At 54.6% G+C, this 17,408-nt stretch carries 13 protein-coding genes; 6 read left to right on the top strand and 7 right to left on the bottom strand.

Annotation, left to right across the window (positions count from 1 at the left end; genetic code table 11):
- Positions 1–14: 14 nt before the first annotated feature.
- Genes ACIRQ6_RS06915 through speB form a run of 3 tightly spaced genes read right to left on the bottom strand, consistent with a single transcriptional unit; the run spans position 15 to position 4,038 of the window.
- Positions 15–1,322 carry a sigma-54-dependent transcriptional regulator gene (locus tag ACIRQ6_RS06915; protein WP_420863398.1) on the bottom strand — a complete coding sequence of 436 codons (1,308 nt, stop codon included), beginning with the start codon at positions 1,320–1,322 and terminating at the stop codon, positions 15–17.
- Between the two features lie 11 nt (positions 1,323–1,333).
- Complete coding sequence (locus ACIRQ6_RS06920; RefSeq protein ID WP_420863399.1) at positions 1,334–3,079, bottom strand: sensor histidine kinase; 1,746 nt, start codon at positions 3,077–3,079, stop codon at positions 1,334–1,336.
- Positions 3,080–3,084: 5 nt separating this feature from the next.
- Positions 3,085–4,038 carry an agmatinase gene (gene speB / locus ACIRQ6_RS06925; protein ID WP_420863400.1) on the bottom strand — a complete coding sequence of 318 codons (954 nt, stop codon included), beginning with the start codon at positions 4,036–4,038 and terminating at the stop codon, positions 3,085–3,087.
- 141 nt (positions 4,039–4,179) lie between these two features.
- Between speB and guaB the strand changes: the two genes are divergently transcribed.
- The 3 genes from guaB to ACIRQ6_RS06940 all read left to right on the top strand — a co-directional run bounded on the left by guaB (position 4,180) and on the right by ACIRQ6_RS06940 (position 9,295).
- Positions 4,180–5,634, top strand: a complete 1,455-nt coding sequence (guaB, locus tag ACIRQ6_RS06930; RefSeq protein ID WP_420863401.1) for an IMP dehydrogenase — start codon at positions 4,180–4,182, stop codon at positions 5,632–5,634.
- Between the two features lie 45 nt (positions 5,635–5,679).
- Positions 5,680–6,855, top strand: a complete 1,176-nt coding sequence (locus ACIRQ6_RS06935) for an RsmB/NOP family class I SAM-dependent RNA methyltransferase (RefSeq protein ID WP_420863402.1) — start codon at positions 5,680–5,682, stop codon at positions 6,853–6,855.
- A 211-nt stretch (positions 6,856–7,066) separates the two neighbouring features.
- Positions 7,067–9,295, top strand: a complete 2,229-nt coding sequence (locus ACIRQ6_RS06940) for an ATP-binding protein (protein ID WP_420863874.1) — start codon at positions 7,067–7,069, stop codon at positions 9,293–9,295.
- Here the strand turns inward: ACIRQ6_RS06940 and ACIRQ6_RS06945 are convergent.
- Positions 9,292–9,894 (bottom strand): gamma-glutamyl kinase, encoded by a 603-nt coding sequence (locus tag ACIRQ6_RS06945; protein WP_420863403.1) that lies wholly within the window; start codon positions 9,892–9,894, stop codon positions 9,292–9,294. The two genes, ACIRQ6_RS06940 and ACIRQ6_RS06945, sit on opposite strands and share 4 nt — an antisense overlap.
- A gap of 361 nt (positions 9,895–10,255) precedes the next feature.
- Between ACIRQ6_RS06945 and recA the strand changes: the two genes are divergently transcribed.
- From recA to ACIRQ6_RS06960, 3 genes are all read left to right on the top strand, one after another.
- Positions 10,256–11,347, top strand: coding sequence for a recombinase RecA (recA, locus tag ACIRQ6_RS06950; protein ID WP_420863404.1), 1,092 nt, complete (start codon positions 10,256–10,258; stop codon positions 11,345–11,347).
- A 125-nt stretch (positions 11,348–11,472) separates the two neighbouring features.
- A complete protein-coding gene (gene alaS, locus ACIRQ6_RS06955) occupies positions 11,473–14,133 on the top strand; it encodes an alanine--tRNA ligase (RefSeq protein WP_420863405.1) in 2,661 nt (886 codons plus the stop codon).
- Positions 14,134–14,138: 5 nt separating this feature from the next.
- A complete protein-coding gene (locus ACIRQ6_RS06960) occupies positions 14,139–14,426 on the top strand; it encodes a DUF1330 domain-containing protein (RefSeq protein WP_420863406.1) in 288 nt (95 codons plus the stop codon).
- Positions 14,427–14,494: 68 nt separating this feature from the next.
- Here the strand turns inward: ACIRQ6_RS06960 and typA are convergent, their stop codons facing one another.
- From typA to ACIRQ6_RS06975, 3 genes are all read right to left on the bottom strand, one after another.
- Positions 14,495–16,312 (bottom strand): translational GTPase TypA, encoded by a 1,818-nt coding sequence (gene typA / locus ACIRQ6_RS06965; protein ID WP_420863407.1) that lies wholly within the window; start codon positions 16,310–16,312, stop codon positions 14,495–14,497.
- A 64-nt stretch (positions 16,313–16,376) separates the two neighbouring features.
- Positions 16,377–16,712 (bottom strand): DMT family transporter, encoded by a 336-nt coding sequence (locus ACIRQ6_RS06970; RefSeq protein WP_420863408.1) that lies wholly within the window; start codon positions 16,710–16,712, stop codon positions 16,377–16,379.
- A gap of 4 nt (positions 16,713–16,716) precedes the next feature.
- Positions 16,717–17,331: a YitT family protein gene (locus ACIRQ6_RS06975; protein WP_420863409.1), complete on the bottom strand. Its 615-nt coding sequence runs from the start codon at positions 17,329–17,331 to the stop codon at positions 16,717–16,719.
- Between the last annotated feature and the right edge of the window lie 77 nt (positions 17,332–17,408).

Here is a 17,408-nt window from a genome sequence, read left to right on the forward strand (position 1 = left end):
TTGGGATGCGCGGACTAGAGGCCCAGTTTGACGATCTTTTCGTTCAAGGTCCGGCGCCCGATCCCAAGAGTTTGCGCCACATCGTCCATATTTCCATCAGTGTCACGCAGTGCGCGTGCGATCATTTCGCGCTCGAACGCAGCCACGGCTTGGCGCAATGTGTGTGGGGTCTGTGGCGCTTCGTCCGTGGAGGGATCGATGGACAGGGCCACGGGCAGAGGGCCGTTGCGTTGCCCCTGCAACACGTGGCGCAGGGCCACTCCGCGCAACTGGCGCACGTTGCCGGGCCACTCAAAAGCCAAAAGCGCGGCGATATCGTCTTGGGTCAGATGCGGGCGCATAGCCTTATGGGCGGCGGCATAATCAGCGCAGAAATGTTCAAAGAGCAGGATGATGTCATCCTTCCGGTCGCGCAATGGCGGCACATTCACTTCGATCAAGTTCAAACGATAGTAAAGATCCTGCCGCATGTGACCCGTGGCCAAAGCGGTGTCCAGATTTTGATTGGTGGCACTGACAAACCGCACATCAGCAGGGTCGTGGCCCCCTGTATCACCTGCTTCGATCAAGCGCAGCAACATGGGTTGTACATCCACAGGGCAGGCGGCGACCTCGTCCAAAAACAGTGTCCCGCCCTTGGCTTTGTGGATCAGGGATCCTTCACTGGGATCAAAGAACAGCTCATTGGCCCGATCCGGTGTAAGTGTGGCACAGTTTAGCGTCACCATCGGCACCTCACTGCGGGTCGAGGCGCGATGCAGGGCTGTGGCCACCAGATCCTTGCCCACGCCGGTTTCGCCTTGGATCAATACTGGCACATCGGTTTGGGCCACATCCGCGATTGTTTTGCGCAGCATGTCGATTTGCTGGGTTTGCCCAAGCAGCAGCGCGTCCAATCCCGACAGGCTGGCCAAACGGCTTTGCAAGCGCGTGGCGGACTGGCGCAGGCGGTGTTGTTCGGCAGCGTGGGTCAGAGCTGACAGCAAACGCCGCGGATCATAGGGTTTTTCAAGGAACGTGTATGCGCCTTCCTGCATGGCTTGCACAGCCATTGGGATATCCCCATGGGCCGATATCAAAATCACCGGTGGGGCCTCTACTGCGCGCAGTTCTGCCAGCAATTCCAAACCAGACATGCCGGGCATTTGCACGTCCAACACCATCGCATCCGGTGGGTTAGACTTGATCGCCTTCAGGGCCTCGCGGGCCAAGGCAAACCGGCTGACCGTCCACCCAACGGTTTCCAATAATTCACACAGCGACGCGCGGATTTCGGCGTCGTCATCAATGACAAAGGCATGAAAATCTTGGGGTGAGGGCATTTGGTTAGGGCCTATTGGGCCGCCGTTTGCGCGGCGGATACATCGGTGTGGGTCGTAGGCAGGGACACTGAAAATTCAGCGCCTTGGCCTAGATCACGCGCTGTTAGAACGCCGTTGTGTTCTGCCACGATGCCTGCAGAAATAGCCAGCCCCAATCCCATTCCAGTACCGGAGGATCTGGTCGTCTCAAACGGTTCTTGTAGCTGTTTCAATGATTTACCCTGCAATCCTAACCCTGAATCGCGGATCACCAAAGTAGCGTCGGGACCTAGTGTAACACCGATGGTGCGTGGCTGGCGCTGTGACTCGGCAATTGAAAGAACGGCGTTTTTCAGCAGATTAACCACCACTTGTTCAAGGCGCAGACGGTTACCTTCCACGCAGACTGCCGAGCCCGGTAGATCCTGGGTGAGGTGAATTTTCGCAGCTTTGATGTCGTGGCGCACCAGCTCGTGGGCGCTATGCCAAACATCGCGTAGATCAACGATCTCAAACGGTGTGGCCGAGGGTTTGGCGAAAAATCGCAGTTGTGTCGTGATCTGTTCCATACGCTGCACCAATCCACCCAGTTTGGTCAGCAGCCCGAGGTTGGGTGAGGCTTGGAGTTCAGCCGCCGTGAGATAGGTTTTCATTGCCGAAAGAGGTTGGCCTAATTCATGTGTTACCGACGCGGACAATTGCCCCAAGGCTGCAAGTTTCGAGGCGCGTTCCAGATCGTCTTGGGCCTTTTCCAGTCGCAGTTCTGCGGCACGTCGTGTGTCGATCTCTTGGGCAAGCGCTTGATTGGTACGGCTCAGCTTGCGGCGATCCTCTTGCGAGGCGATCAATGCGGCCCGCACACGACGCCCGCGCCGCTGCAACCAGATTCCAGTGAGCACCGCCAGCAGTGCCAGAAACCCCAAAGTGACAAAGACCGCATTTTTGCGCAGTGCGGCCTTTGGGGTGAGGTAATGCACCTGCCATGTAAGTGGCCCGACCGATTGCGACAGATGTACAAAGCTGGTGTCGCCGAGCCATGCGGACGTATCTTGTGCGCGCCATTGCAGTGGCTCGAGGGCCTCACGCGCAAACTGACGCCCGGCTTCGATCCGGGCGCGGTTTTCCGGCGACAGGGGGACAAGCGTGCGATAACGCCACGTAGGATCCGAGGCCAAAACCACAACGCCATCTGCGTTTGACACGAAAATATCCTCCCCCGTTTGCCCCCAAGTCTGCGCCAGTGGGCTAAGATCAACCTTCACAGCGATGACGCCACGCACCGTGCCTTGATCATCGTGCACAGGCCCGGACAAAAAATACCCTGGTTTCAATGTGGTTACGCCAATAGCAAAAAACTGGCCCGACGCGCCGTTCAGAGCGGCTTGGAAATACGGGCGAAATGCGTAGGATTTGCCTAAGAACGTTGGGGTTTGGTCGTAGTTTGACGCAGCAATCGTCAGGCCGTCCGGTTGCATCAGGTAGATGGCATCAACGTCGGATGCCTGCGCAAAAGCCTTCAGCCGCTTGTTTAGACTGTTCAGATCGCGGCCCAATGCGCCTGCCTGAACATGACTGTCTTGCGTTAAAATTAATGGCAGGTGTTGGTATTGATCCAAGGCCGCGGTCAAGCTGCTTTCATATAGGGTCAGCCTTGCTGAAGCCCGTGCCACCTCGGAGCGTTTGAACAAATCGAAACTGACAATGTAGATCGCCGTGGCTGCGATCAGGGTCAAAACGATCAGCGCCAAGCGCCACGTGGGGGAAAGGCGCTGGGGCATTTTTGCTAGTCTTTCGCGTGAAAGATAAAGCCCAGAAGGTTCAGCAGCACCTGTGCCGCCAAAATGCTGGTAGATCCGGTGGGATCATAATCCGGGGCCACTTCGACCAGATCGATGCCGATAATCTGGTGCTTCTGGGCCACGGATTGTAAAATCTCTAGCACATCATAGTACAAAAAACCGCCATGTGACGGTGTACCGGTTCCCGGTGCGATAGATGGGCAAAACGCATCAATGTCGATGGTGATATAGACCGGGGAGCCCTGTGGAATCGTTGCGGCCACACCCGTGCGCCCCATGGCGCGGGCTTGTCTGACACTGATAATCTGGCTGCCCATGGCCCGTGCGTCATCGTAGCCTTCTTTGGCCGTTGAACTGACGTTGCGGATACCCACTTGGCTGAGGCCCGTGACATAGGGTTTTTCTGCGGCGCGACGCATGGGGTTGCCATGGCCATATCGCACGCCGTGGCGTTCATCGACAAAATCCAAATGGGCATCAATTTGAAGGATGTGAAAGTCGCCCTGATCATCAAAGGCATTGATGCAGGGGATATTGATAGAATGGTCGCCGCCAATGGTCACGGGCAGGGCCCCTGCGGCAAGAATGGCGCGCACGCCGGCTTCGATATTGGCGTGGCTTTTGAGGGTATCGGTGTGGATGATGTCTGCGTCGCCGATGTCGACCATCCGCACATCTGCGCCCAGATAAGTCGCGTCATCCTCGTGGTCATAGGCGCCCGCATGACCAAAGCTAAATAGGGTCGAGGCCTCGCGCACGCCGCGCGGTCCAAACCGCGCACCCGATCGAAACTGGGTGCCAAAATCGAAAGGCGCCCCTAGGATCGCCACATCTGCATCAATACTATTCCAATTGGCCACATAGGGCTTTTTGGCGAAAGTTGCGATGCCCACAAAGGGCAGGTTCAGTCGACCGGCGTCATAACCATGGCTGCTCATGTAAGCGTCCTTTAAAGTGTTTGGTCCAGATTGCCGCAAAATATCGCGTATGCAAGGGGACAGACCGCGAAATAGGGGTTTCGTCGATCTGGCATCCGTGCGATAGGCAATCGTCAAACGACGCTTTCCAGGAGATGTTGCATGGAAATTCGCGAGGCACTTACCTTTGATGATGTTTTGTTGGTTCCGGCCGCCAGTTCGGTGTTGCCCAGTGATGCGGATCTGCGCACGCATGTGACCAAATCAATCGCAATGAATATCCCATTGCTGAGCTCCGCAATGGACACAGTGACAGAGGCTCGCATGGCGATTGCAATGGCGCAGGCCGGTGGTTTGGGCGTGGTGCACCGCAATTTGGATGTGCTGGAGCAAGCGGCGCAAATCCGGCGCGTGAAACGCTTTGAAAGCGGGATCGTCTATAACCCGATCACGTTGAAAGCGGATCAAACTCTTGCCGACGCCAAGGCGTTACAAGAACGCTACCGTGTCACGGGATTCCCAGTGGTCAACGAAGAGGGCCGTGTAGTGGGGATCGTCACAAATCGCGATATGCGCTTTGCCTCGGATGATAAGACCCCTGTTTCGGTGATGATGACTTCGGATAATTTGGCGATGTTGCAAGAGCCTGCGGATCTGTCCGAGGCGCGCAGTATGATGCAGGCCCGCCGCATTGAAAAACTGTTGGTTGTAGATGCACAAAGTAAGTTAACGGGGCTTTTGACCCTTAAAGACAGCGAACAGGCCGTGTTGAACCCACAGGCCTGTAAAGACCAGTTGGGCCGCTTGCGTGTGGCGGCGGCCTCGACCGTTGGGGACGCAGGCTTTGAACGCACTGAGGCATTGGTCGATGCAGGGGTCGATCTGGTCGTGATTGATACGGCCCATGGGCATTCTGAAGGTGTGTCTGAGGCCGTGCGCCGCGCCAAAACCCTCTCTAATGAAGTGCAGGTTGTGGCTGGCAACGTCGCGACAGGTGAGGCGACACGCGCCTTGATCGATGCAGGTGCGGACGCCATCAAGGTAGGTATTGGTCCGGGATCGATTTGCACCACGCGTATGGTGGCCGGGGTCGGTGTACCGCAGCTGACTGCAATTAGCGATTGCGCGGATGCCGCTCGCGACAGCAATACCCCGGTGATCGCAGATGGCGGCATTAAGTTTTCGGGCGATTTTGCCAAGGCGATTGCCGCAGGTGCATCTTGTGCCATGGTTGGTAGCATGATTGCAGGGACGGACGAAAGCCCCGGTGAAGTGATCTTGTATCAAGGCCGCTCGTTCAAATCTTATCGCGGTATGGGGTCTTTGGGCGCGATGGCGCGCGGCTCTGCGGATCGCTATTTCCAAAAGGATGCCGCCAGCGACAAACTGGTGCCGGAAGGCATCGAAGGCCAGGTGCCCTATAAAGGATCTGCTGGGGCTGTCGTGCATCAATTGGTTGGCGGATTGCGTGCGGCGATGGGCTACACGGGCTGCGCGACGGTGGACCAAATGCGCCAAAACTGTAAGTTTGTGAAAATCACAGGTGCGGGTCTGAAGGAAAGCCATGTGCATGATGTTCAGATCACGCGTGAAAGCCCAAACTATAGAATAATGTGATTTATCAGACTTCTTAAAGGTGAAGTTAATCTAAGGATATTTGATATGACACCGGGTGCACGGGTTGCGGCAGCAATCGAAATTCTGGATGCGCTCGCAGATGATGCGCCGGTTGAAGCCGTCCTGACGCGTTGGGCGCGAGGTAACAGGTTTGCTGGATCTAAGGATCGTGCTGCCATTCGGGATCACGTCTTTGATGTGTTGCGCCAATATCGGTCCTCGGCCTTTGCTGGTGGGGGCACTGACGGACGATCCTTAATGATTGGGCAGATGCGATTGAAAGATACCCCGCTTGATCAGACTTTTCACGGGCAAGGCCATGCACCTGATCCGGTTGAGGCCACGGTCGCGGCGGCGCTGCCTGATTTGCAAACCATGCCGCCTGAAGCCGCGTTGGATATGCCCGATTGGCTGGTTGAGCAGATGACGCAGGATCTGGGGCAGCAAGTAGCACATGACATTTGCCGCATTCAGCGTCAGCGGGCACCAGTATTTTTGCGGGTGAATTCAGCCAAGGCCTCGGTTCCACAAGCCATCGCTGCGCTACAGCAGGATGGTATTTTGGGGCAGGCACTAGAGGCAGTGCCGACCGCTGTTCAATTGGATCAAAACGTGCGTGGGGTGCGAAACACTGCGGCTTTTACATCCGGTTTGGTTGAACTTCAGGATGCCTCAAGTCAGGCAATGGTTCTAAACCTACCGCTGCGCGCAGGCCAGCGCGTCTTGGACTTTTGTGCAGGTGGCGGTGGCAAATCGTTGGCCATGGCAGCGATACCAAATGTCAAAGTGGTGGCCAGTGATGTCTCTGCGGCGCGTATGACGGATATCCCGGCCCGTGCCGCGCGTGCGGGCGCCACGATTGATGTCGTCGTTCAACAGGATCTGGCCGCGCGCGCCCCGTTTGATGTGGTGTTGGTTGATGCGCCGTGTTCCGGGTCGGGCACGTGGCGGCGTAGCCCGCAGGCAAAGACGCGATTGACGCCGGAGGCTTTGACTGAATTGACCGAATTACAATCTGAGGTATTGATCCAAGCCGCGCAACATGTGGCCGCGGGGGGACAGTTAGCTTACGCGACCTGTTCGGTGCTTGAGGTGGAGAATTCTGGAGTGATCGAAGTATTTTTGAAGAAAAACAAGGACTTCAAGGCGGTTTCTAGGGCTTCTTGGCTGCCATCCGGCAGTGGGGATGGATTTTTCCTGACAATCCTACAGCGCGATTGAAGCGTGGGCGACACAACTTTATGTGGAATCTCCAGAAATCTTTAGTACTCTGAATGGTAGTTAAGAGAAGTTTAAGACATTTTAAGATAGCTGTGAGGGGTCAATAGGAAGGCAGGCCTGAGTGCGCGAATCTACCGCCCGTTTCCAGATCACAAGTCTACTCAACAGGATCAAGCCTGCGGCGTTTGGAATGCTGTTTTTGGGGCTCGTCATGTGTGTGGGGGCCTATTGGCTTTCGGTTTTGACGGCTCAGGTCATTGTATTTTCTGTCGGGGCGACGTTTTTGTGTCTTGCTGGTCTGGCGCTGCGATATGCCTCGATGGAAAAACAGCGACATGAAGGATTTATATCGTCGGCGCGCGATATGTGGGAATCCGATCCAGGTATGCGCTTTGTGTGTGATCGATCGGGCCGAATCCAGTATCTTAATCCGGCGGGAAAAACAGGGTTCAAAGAGGCCGACAGCAGTCGCTTTGCAACAATGTTGAACGGTGTGCTGGCCAACCCGTCAGAAATTATGTTCCGCCTGCAATCCAAGGCGCAGGCGCTGGGTTCTGCAACGGATGAAGTCACCACACACGATGGCCCGACGCGCCTGACGTGCTGTTGTCTCTATACTGACCTCTATAGTTGGCATTTTGAGCCCATTTTGACAGTCAACCCGTCCCAACGCAGTGCAGATGCCTTATCGATTCCAATGCTGACCGCCAGCAAAAGCGGCACAATATTGTTCATGAACGAGGCGTTTCGGCGTTTGATTGGCAGTCGTGTGAAAACCTTGGATCGGGTGTTCACGGATTTGCCGTTGCGGTCTGGATCTGTGCACGAAGTGTCCTGCGTCGACAGCAAAGTGCGCGCTTGTGTGGTCTGTATTGAAGGCGGCGGTGGGCGTCAGGAAGTCTATCTAGTCCCCGATGAATATGGTCATAGCGCGGGCGAGGCTAACGCGGGCGAATTGGACTTCTTTGATGAAATCCCTGTCGCTTTGCTGCGGCTTCATCCCGAAGGGTCCATCATTTCAGCAAATCGTCAGGCGCGCAGTCTCCTTGAGACAAATATCAGCGGCGATATGGTCTTTACCGACCTTATCGAAGGCTTGGGGCGCTCTATTACTGATTGGATTCGCGAAACGGCCCAGCGTGGCACCCAAGGCCAATCCGAGGTTCTTAAGGCGCGCAACACCAAGGCCGAGAAGTTTTTACAGGTCTCTCTTTCGCGGTTGGGTGCAGAAAGCAGCACCCAGATTATTGCCGTTCTTAACGATGCGACTGAACTCAAGACCCTGGAAGCACAGTTCGTCCAAAGCCAGAAAATGCAGGCTATCGGGCAGCTTGCTGGTGGTGTTGCCCATGATTTCAATAACTTGCTGACCGCCATTTCGGGGCATTGTGATTTGCTGTTGCTGCGCCATGACCAAGGCGACAGCGATCATGAGGATCTTGTGCAGATCCATCAAAACGCAAACCGTGCGGCCAGTCTTGTTGGCCAGTTACTGGCCTTTTCGCGGAAACAAAATCTACGGCCTGAGGTGTTGGATCTGCGCGAGACGCTGTCGGATCTGACCCATTTGCTAAACCGCTTGGTGGGCGAACAGCTAAGCCTGTCTTGGTCTCATGATCCCGGCCTTGGGGCGATTAAAGCTGATAAACGGCAGTTGGAACAGGTGATCATGAATCTGGTGGTCAATGCGCGCGATGCCATGCCAGATGGTGGCGAAATTCGGATCGAAACCACGTCGCGAACCTTAACAGAGCCGTTCAAACGTGACCGGGCTGAACTTTTACCGGGCAACTACGCGTGCATCGAAGTTATCGATCAGGGTACTGGTATCCCGAAGGACAAGCTGGCAAAAATCTTTGAACCGTTCTTTACGACCAAGCGGGTGGGTGAGGGTACTGGCCTTGGCCTTTCGACCGCTTATGGGATCGTGAAACAAACCGGTGGATTTATTTTTGCTGATAGTATTGTGGGGGTTGGCACCACGTTCTCGCTCTATTTCCCTGTGTATTCGGGGGTGGCGACCGTATCACCGCCCAAATCTACGGCCCCCTTGGAGATTGCAAACGCACCGGCGGGTGAAGGTGTGGTGTTGTTGGTCGAGGACGAAGCCCCGGTTCGGGCCTTTGCCAGTCGCGCCCTCAGGATGCGAGGCTACACTGTACTTGAAGCCGAAAATGCAGAAGAGGCGCTCAAAACGTTGGAAGACGGATCCCTTGCTGTGGATCTCTTTGTGACCGATGTTGTTATGCCGGGGATGGATGGCCCAAGCTGGGTTAAACAAGCCCGCGAAGCGCGGCCGGATGTCAAAGTGGTGTTTGTATCTGGCTATGCCGAGGAACGATTTGAGGACGACCAAATGCGCATCCCCAATTCAGTGTTCCTGCCCAAACCGTTTTCGTTGAATGATCTGACAAATGTCGTTCAGGAACAAATGTCCTAGGCGCCCGCGTCCAACCGATCCCAAAGATCAAAGTCATCTGAAAGTTTTCGGCGCAGTTTGGATTCTATTTTAGGATCTAACTCAAGGCTCATCACTGGCGATACATTGACCCGCGGCAAATCAAGCGCCAAGTCCAAACGCGTCTCTAAGAAGTCAATTAACCCTTCCTGATTTTCGTAGCGAAATACGTGATCAACGGAATGTTTGCCATTTGGCGCAAACAAAAACCGGTATTGTGATCCCACATTTGCGTAAGACGGGCGATCCTCTGCCATATAGTCCGTCACAAATTGATCAAAGCTGACGTCCTTAGTCGAATTTGCGTGCCCATCCAAAAACGGTCGGGACCGATACCGATACCAACTGCCCAGCCAAGAAATGGGTTCGCGAATAACGCCCAAGGTTTCAACATCACTGACGCCACCCACGGCCAGCATCGGTTTCAAAAACCGATCAAAACGCTGAATCGTTGCGTGTTTCAGGGTGGTCGGATTGGTGATGACAATATCCGCCTTCGCACCCAAAGCCGCCTGATAGGCACTGCTGCCAGTTTTGGACTGACTGAGAAAAGCCAGCTTTGGGCCAGTAAAAATCATCATCTCGGGCACCTCGTTTCTTGGCAGAGTATCTGCGACGCGGGCTAGAAATACCAGTCACACTGTTCACGGGATTTGATCAATTCCTTCGGCTAAGCTACGCCCAGAGCGTTAAAATTTAACCTTGAGTGTAAAATTTACCTCAGCATTGGTGGCAAAAACGCCGGATTTTTACATTTGCTTAACCGCGTTTAGGCCAGCCTAGACACAGCGTCGGAATCAGCTTCATCAGCCTGGAAAATTTTCGGTCGTTCAAATTTAACTTGAAATGTTCCTGTTTTGATCTCATAACGAAAATAAGAACAAGGCAAGAACAAAGCAGTAATTGCTGTCCCTCACAGGGTATGGAATAAGGAACAAAACAATGGCAATGGCAGATCTTTTGAACATGGATAAGAAAAGCGGCGATAAACAAAAGGCGCTCGACAGCGCGTTGGCCCAAATTGAACGTCAGTTTGGCAAAGGCTCGATTATGAAACTGGGTGACGAGAACGCCATCCAGGAAATTGAAGCGACATCCACTGGCTCGTTGGGGTTGGATATTGCGCTTGGAATTGGCGGATTGCCAAAGGGCCGGATCGTCGAGATTTACGGTCCTGAAAGCTCAGGCAAAACAACTCTGACGCTGCATTGTGCCGCCGAGGAGCAGAAAAAAGGTGGCGTTGTTGCGTTTATCGATGCCGAGCACGCGCTTGACCCTCAATATGCCCGCAAACTGGGTGTTGATCTGGATGAATTGCTTATTTCGCAGCCTGACACCGGCGAACAGGCCCTTGAGATCACCGATACTTTGGTGCGCTCCGGCGCAGTTAGCATGATCGTAGTGGACTCGGTGGCCGCCCTTACGCCTAAATCGGAACTGGAAGGTGACATGGGCGACAGCAGTGTTGGCGTGCATGCCCGTTTGATGTCGCAAGCCATGCGCAAGCTGACAGGATCGATTGCGCGCTCGAACTGCATAGTGATCTTTATCAACCAGATCCGGATGAAAATTGGCGTTATGTTCGGCTCGCCCGAGACCACAACAGGCGGCAATGCGTTGAAATTCTATTCTTCCGTGCGCTTGGATATTCGCCGCATTGGCGCCCTCAAAGACCGTGATGAGGTTGTGGGCAACGCGACGCGCGTCAAAGTCGTAAAAAACAAAGTGGCCCCACCGTTCAAGCAGGTCGAGTTCGACATCATGTACGGCGAGGGGATCTCGAAGATGGGTGAACTTCTGGATCTGGGTGCTAAAGCTGGCGTCGTTGACAAGTCTGGTGCGTGGTTCAGTTATGGTGATGAACGGATCGGGCAGGGGCGCGAGAATGCCAAGACCTTTTTGAAGGAAAACACGCGTATGGCCCTCGAGATCGAGGACAAAATTCGCGCAGCCCATGGTCTGGATTTTGAAATGCCCGCCGAAGAGACGAAAGAGGCCAAAGATTCGGATGATGAGCCTCTGATCGAAGGCTAATCGCATCCAAAGAAAATTTTGAAAGCCGGTCCTACGCACGTGGGCCGGCTTTTTCTATGCTGGACCCTGCGCAGCGCTAGGGGTACATAAAACCTTACTTGATCCACTAGAAAAGCGCGCATCCCATGCAGACTGTTAACGACATCCGCTCGACCTTCCTGAACTATTTTGCAAAGCAAGATCATGAGGTTGTGCAATCCAGCCCCTTGGTTCCGCGCAACGATCCAACTTTGATGTTTGCCAACTCGGGCATGGTGCAGTTCAAGAACTTGTTCACTGGCGTGGAAAAGCGCGACTACACCCGTGCGACAACGGCGCAAAAATGTGTGCGGGCTGGGGGCAAGCACAATGATCTGGACAACGTGGGCTACACCGCGCGGCACCACACGTTTTTCGAGATGATGGGCAATTTCAGCTTTGGTGATTACTTCAAATCCGAGGCCATCCCGTTCGCGTGGGAACTGATCACCAAAGAACTGGGTATTCCCGCGGATAAACTGGTGGTAACGGTCTATCATACGGATGATGAGGCCGCGAATATTTGGAAGAAGGTTGCGGGTCTGAGCGACGACCGGATCATTCGCATCGCAACAGATGACAATTTTTGGTCCATGGGGGCCACGGGGCCTTGCGGGCCTTGCACCGAAATTTTCTATGATCATGGCGATCACATTTGGGGTGGCCCTCCCGGTTCGCCCGAGGAAGACGGCGACCGTTTCGTCGAAATCTGGAACCTCGTTTTCATGCAATACGAGCAGTTCGAGGACGGTACACGCCGCGATTTGCCAAACCAATCGATTGATACTGGTATGGGCATCGAACGGGTCGCGGCGCTGTTGCAGGGCACAAACGATAACTATGCCACGGACCTGATGCGCAGCCTGATCGAGGCCTCGGCGAATGTCAGTTCGTCGGATCCAGATGGTCCGGGCAAAACACATCACCGCGTGATCGCGGACCACCTGCGCTCGACATCTTTTTTGATCGCTGATGGCGTGTTGCCGTCAAACGATGGCCGCGGCTATGTGTTGCGCAGGATCATGCGCCGCGCCATGCGCCATGCGCATCTTTTGGGCGTCAAGGATCCGATGATGCACAAGTTGGTCCCGGCCCTTGTGTCGAAAATGGGGGCTGCTTATCCAGAATTGGGTCAGGCGCAGGCGCTTATTCAACAAACCCTTGAGCAAGAAGAAAAGCGTTTTAAAACAACGCTGGATCGCGGTCTAAAGCTGCTGGATGATGAATTGCAGGGATTGGACGAGGGCGCTGATTTGTCTGGTGCCGCAGCGTTCAAGCTTTACGACACCTACGGATTTCCTTTGGATCTGACGCAAGATGCGCTGCGCGAAAAGGGCCGTTCGGTTGACACCGATGGCTTTGATGCGGCCATGGCGGATCAAAAGGCCAAAGCCCGGGCTGCGTGGTCAGGATCCGGCGAGACGGCCGATGCGACCGTTTGGTTTGATGTGGCTGATGCCAATGGGCCGACAGACTTTTTAGGGTATGACACAGAAGTTGCTGAAGGTCAGGTTTTGGCGATTGTCCAAAAGACCATTAGTCTGATCGAGGCAAAAGAGGGGGATGACGTTCAAATCGCTTTGAACCAAACCCCGTTTTATGCCGAAAGCGGCGGTCAAGTTGGGGACACGGGCCAGATCAAGACAGAGACCGGAGTGGTCGATGTCACGGACACGCGCAAAGTGGCCGGTATTTTTGTCCACATCGGAACGGTTACACAAGGCGAGGTGCGCAACGGGCAGGCGGCTGAACTGACTGTTTCTCACCTGCGCCGCTCGGCTATCCGCGCCAATCACTCGGCCACGCATTTGCTGCATGAGGCCTTGCGAGTGGCTTTGGGCGATCACGTGGCGCAGCGCGGCTCGCTGAATGCCGAGGATCGCCTGCGGTTCGACTTTTCCCATAACGCCGCAGTGACGGTGGAACAGTTGCAACAGGTTGAACGGGATGTGAACGCTTATATCCGTCAAAATGCTGTGGTTGAGACGCGGATCATGACCCCGGATGATGCCCGTGGCCTTGGGGCGCAGGCCTTGTTTGGTGAAAAATACGGTGACGAAGTGCGTGTTGTGTCTATGGGCACCTTGGCTGGATCAGGCAAAGGTATACAGGGCGACACATATTCTTTGGAACTGTGCGGCGGCACTCATGTGCGTCAAACGGGTGATATTGGGTTGTTTGTAACCCTTGGTGATAGCGCGTCTAGTGCCGGTGTGCGTCGGATTGAGGCCCTGACAGGACAGGCGGCGTTTGAGTATCTTTCCCAACAGGATCAGACCCTTGCCCAGACGGCCTTGGCCCTTAAAGCGCCCGCAGCAGATGTGCCGGACCGGGTCAAAGCATTGATGGACGAGCGTAAATCGCTCACCAATGAAGTGGCCCAACTGCGTCGCGAACTGGCTATGGCCGGTGGTGGCGGGGCTGCACCAGCCGAGGCGGAAACAGTGGGCGAGGTTGCGTTCTTTGCACAAACCCTTTCGGGGGTCACTGGGCGTGATTTGCCGGCCCTGATCGATGAACACAAGGCGCGACTGGGGTCTGCCGCGGTGCTTTTGATTGCTGATACAGGTGACAAAGCAGCGGTTGCCGCTGGGGTCAGTTCCGATCTTACAGATCGCGTTTCCGCCGTGGATCTGGTGAAAGCTGCCGTTGCTGAACTGGGTGGCAAAGGCGGTGGTGGCCGTCCTGATATGGCCCAAGGCGGCGGTGCAAATGCAAGTAACGCCGTGGCGGCAATTGCCGCGGCCAAAGCCATATTGGAAGGATAGCAGTTATGCCCAAAGCTCTTTGGATCGCTCATGTTCATGTCACAGATGAAGAGCGCTACGCAAAATACGCAGCCCTCGCCACGGGTGCGATCGAAAGCCATGGTGGCGAATTTATGTCCCGCGCAGGCCGCTATGAAATTCTGGAGGGTCAGGACCGCAAACGCAATGTGGTTGCACGCTTTCCCAGTCTGCAAGCCGCCCACGATTGCTACTATTCTGAGGCCTATCAAGAGGCGCTCGGCTTTGCCAAAGGTGCCTCAGAGCGCGATCTTATGATCCTAGAAGAAACTTAAGTTTCTTTTTTCAAAAAATACTCTCGCCGAAGGCAAAAAGCCGCCCTCGCAGGGGCGGCTTTATTTATTTAAGCCGAACGTGAGGCCCGTTTGCGTTCGTGCGGATCCAAGTGCCGCTTGCGCATACGAATGGCATTTGGCGTGACTTCGACCAATTCGTCGTCATCGATATAGGCGATGGCTTCTTCCAGTGACAAACGCACGGGCGTTGTCAAACGAACGGCTTCATCGGTGCCCGATGCCCGCACGTTGGTCAGTTTTTTGCCCTTCAACGGGTTCACTTCCAAGTCGTTCTCGCGGCTGTGTTCGCCGATGACCATGCCTTGGTACACATTTTCTTGGGAGCCGATAAAGAACTTACCGCGGTCCTCAAGATTGAAGATCGCATAGGCTACAGACACGCCGTTTTCCATAGAAATCAGAACGCCTGCACGGCGCCCTGGGATATGGCCCTTGTGTGGGGCCCAGTCGTGGAACACGCGGTTCATCACGCCAGTACCGCGCGTATCGGTCAGGAATTCACCATGATATCCGATCAAACCACGGGCTGGGACGTGGGCGATGATGCGGGTTTTGCCAGCGCCCGCTTGTTTCATCTCAACCAGATCGCCTTTGCGGGCACCGGTGATTTTTTCGATAACGGACCCCGAATATTCGTCATCCACATCGATAGTGACTTCTTCGATCGGCTCCATGCGCTGGCCGTCGATGGTTTGAAACAGAACCTGTGGGCGCGAGATGGACAGCTCAAACCCCTCGCGGCGCATGTTTTCGATCAAAACACCCATTTGCAATTCGCCACGGCCTGCCACTTCGAAGGCGTCGCCGCCAGGCGTGTCGGTGACTTGGATAGCCACGTTGGATTCGGCTTCTTTCATCAGGCGTTCGCGGATCACACGGGACTGCACTTTTTTGCCATCACGACCGGCCAGTGGGCTGTCGTTGATCCCAAAAGTTACAGTAATCGTGGGCGGATCGATAGGCTGGGCGGGAATGGCTTCGTCCACATCGACACTGCAAATTGTGTCGGCCACGGTGGCCTTTGCCATACCTGCCAGCGAGACAATATCACCCGCTTCGGCTGCATCGATAGGCGTTTGGGTCAGGCCGCGAAACGCCAGAATTTTGGTGCAACGGAACTGTTCAATCTTAGTACCATCCATCGACAGCGCTTTGACAGTTTCGCCAGCTTTCAACGTGCCGCTTTCAACACGACCTGTCAGAAGGCGACCAATGAAAGGGTCAGAACCCAATGTGGTGGCCAGCATCCGGAACGGCTCGGCACGTGACGCAATTTGTTTCGGGGCAGGGACGTGATCCAGCACCAGATCCAACAGCGCTGTAAGATCCTTACGGGGACCGTCCAATTCCATATCGGCCCAGCCAGAACGGCCCGAGGCATACATTGACGGGAAGTCCAACTGTTCGTCGCTGGCGCCCAAGTTGGCAAAAAGATCAAAGCATTCGTCCAATGCCCGGTCAGGTTCTGCGTCCTGTTTGTCGACTTTGTTCAGCACCACAATGGGGCGCAGGCCCAAAGCCAAGGCTTTGGACGTGACGAATTTGGTTTGGGGCATGGGGCCTTCTGCGGCATCCACCAGCAAAACAACACCGTCAACCATGGACAGGATCCGCTCGACCTCACCACCGAAATCGGCGTGACCGGGGGTGTCTACAATATTGATCCGTGTGCCTTTCCATTCCACCGACGTGGCTTTGGCAAGGATTGTGATCCCGCGTTCACGTTCCAGATCGTTGCTGTCCATAGCGCGTTCAGCCACTGCTTGGTTTTCGCGAAACGAGCCGGATTGTTTGAGCAATTCGTCGACCAAAGTTGTCTTGCCGTGGTCAACGTGTGCAATGATTGCGATATTACGCAGGTCCATAATTACGAGCCTTTTAAGGAGGATTTGGCGCCAACTAACGTGGGCAGGCGCGAAAGGCTAGCCCTTAATGTGTCGCAGTTGAAGAAAACAAATGGATGATCAAGATGCCTGACAGGATCATTCCCATGCCAAGGATCGCCCATAGATCCAGTTTTTGACCATAAACGATCCACGCAATGCCTGCGATCAACACAATCCCAAGGCCTGACCAGATCGCATACATAATGCCAACTGGCATGAATTTGAGTGTCAAAGAAAGCAAATAAAATGATATTGCATAGGCCCCAACCACCAAAACCGAGGGCCAAAATTTTGTAAATTGCTGGCTGGCTTGCAGCGCTGTGGTGCCAATGGTTTCCGCCATGACGGCAAGTATCAGGAAAATTACGTGTTTGGGCATAGGCTTACCTTGCGATGTACCGGTCTGTGCGGTGGTTAAAGGTGATCACCATGTTCAATACAATCGCGCCGAGCAAAGACCAAATGATCAAACTCGTATCGAGCAAGAAAAACGCAAAACCGAACAAAAGAGCATCAACGATCAGTTGTACATAGCCCGCTTTAAATCCGGTTTTGGACTGTATCAACAAGGCGAGTACTCCAAACCCACCCAGTGATCCATTGTGACGGAACATGGCAAGCAACCCCATGCCGATGATAGCGCCGGCACAGACAGCCCCCACGGCCGGGTGAACGTAGTCAAAGACCAACCCTTGGGGCAGGGCAGCACTGAGCACGGACAAAAGCGTCACTGCGGCAAGAGATTTCACGGTAAAGCTACATCCCAAGACCCGCCAAGCGAGCACATAAAATGGAAGGTTGATCACAAAGAAAACTAAGCCAAAATTCAGGCCGGTCAGATAACTGATAATGACTGCAAAGCCAGCTGTTTGGCCTGTAATCAAACCTGCTTGGGTCAAAAGCGTTACACCAATAGCACAGAGCCCCACGCCAAGGCCGATGCCTTGGACGTCTTCCAGCGGGGTGTGGTGAACGGAAAGGGGTGTTGTCTGCGCCATGTGGTGCAGTTAGGTCAGTCTTGCTGTCTTTTCCAGCCTTGCTGTTGGGTTTTCATGAAAAAAAGCCCGTCCTTTGG

The organism is Algirhabdus cladophorae (assembly GCF_044772865.1).
Taxonomy (GTDB): Bacteria; Pseudomonadota; Alphaproteobacteria; order Rhodobacterales; family Rhodobacteraceae; genus Algirhabdus; species Algirhabdus cladophorae.

What these genes read in the sequence shown, in the direction of transcription:
- ACIRQ6_RS06915 (WP_420863398.1), bottom strand. Translation starts at nt 1,322, where the DNA reads ATGCCCTCACCCCAAGATTTTCATGCCTTTGTCATTGATGACGACGCC.
- ACIRQ6_RS06920 (WP_420863399.1), bottom strand. Translation starts at nt 3,079, where the DNA reads ATGCCCCAGCGCCTTTCCCCCACGTGGCGCTTGGCGCTGATCGTTTTG.
- speB (WP_420863400.1), bottom strand. Translation starts at nt 4,038, where the DNA reads ATGAGCAGCCATGGTTATGACGCCGGTCGACTGAACCTGCCCTTTGTG.
- guaB (WP_420863401.1), top strand. Translation starts at nt 4,180, where the DNA reads ATGGAAATTCGCGAGGCACTTACCTTTGATGATGTTTTGTTGGTTCCG.
- ACIRQ6_RS06935 (WP_420863402.1), top strand. Translation starts at nt 5,680, where the DNA reads ATGACACCGGGTGCACGGGTTGCGGCAGCAATCGAAATTCTGGATGCG.
- ACIRQ6_RS06940 (WP_420863874.1), top strand. Translation starts at nt 7,067, where the DNA reads ATGTGTGTGGGGGCCTATTGGCTTTCGGTTTTGACGGCTCAGGTCATT.
- ACIRQ6_RS06945 (WP_420863403.1), bottom strand. Translation starts at nt 9,894, where the DNA reads ATGATGATTTTTACTGGCCCAAAGCTGGCTTTTCTCAGTCAGTCCAAA.
- recA (WP_420863404.1), top strand. Translation starts at nt 10,256, where the DNA reads ATGGCAATGGCAGATCTTTTGAACATGGATAAGAAAAGCGGCGATAAA.
- alaS (WP_420863405.1), top strand. Translation starts at nt 11,473, where the DNA reads ATGCAGACTGTTAACGACATCCGCTCGACCTTCCTGAACTATTTTGCA.
- ACIRQ6_RS06960 (WP_420863406.1), top strand. Translation starts at nt 14,139, where the DNA reads ATGCCCAAAGCTCTTTGGATCGCTCATGTTCATGTCACAGATGAAGAG.
- typA (WP_420863407.1), bottom strand. Translation starts at nt 16,312, where the DNA reads ATGGACCTGCGTAATATCGCAATCATTGCACACGTTGACCACGGCAAG.
- ACIRQ6_RS06970 (WP_420863408.1), bottom strand. Translation starts at nt 16,712, where the DNA reads ATGCCCAAACACGTAATTTTCCTGATACTTGCCGTCATGGCGGAAACC.
- ACIRQ6_RS06975 (WP_420863409.1), bottom strand. Translation starts at nt 17,331, where the DNA reads ATGGCGCAGACAACACCCCTTTCCGTTCACCACACCCCGCTGGAAGAC.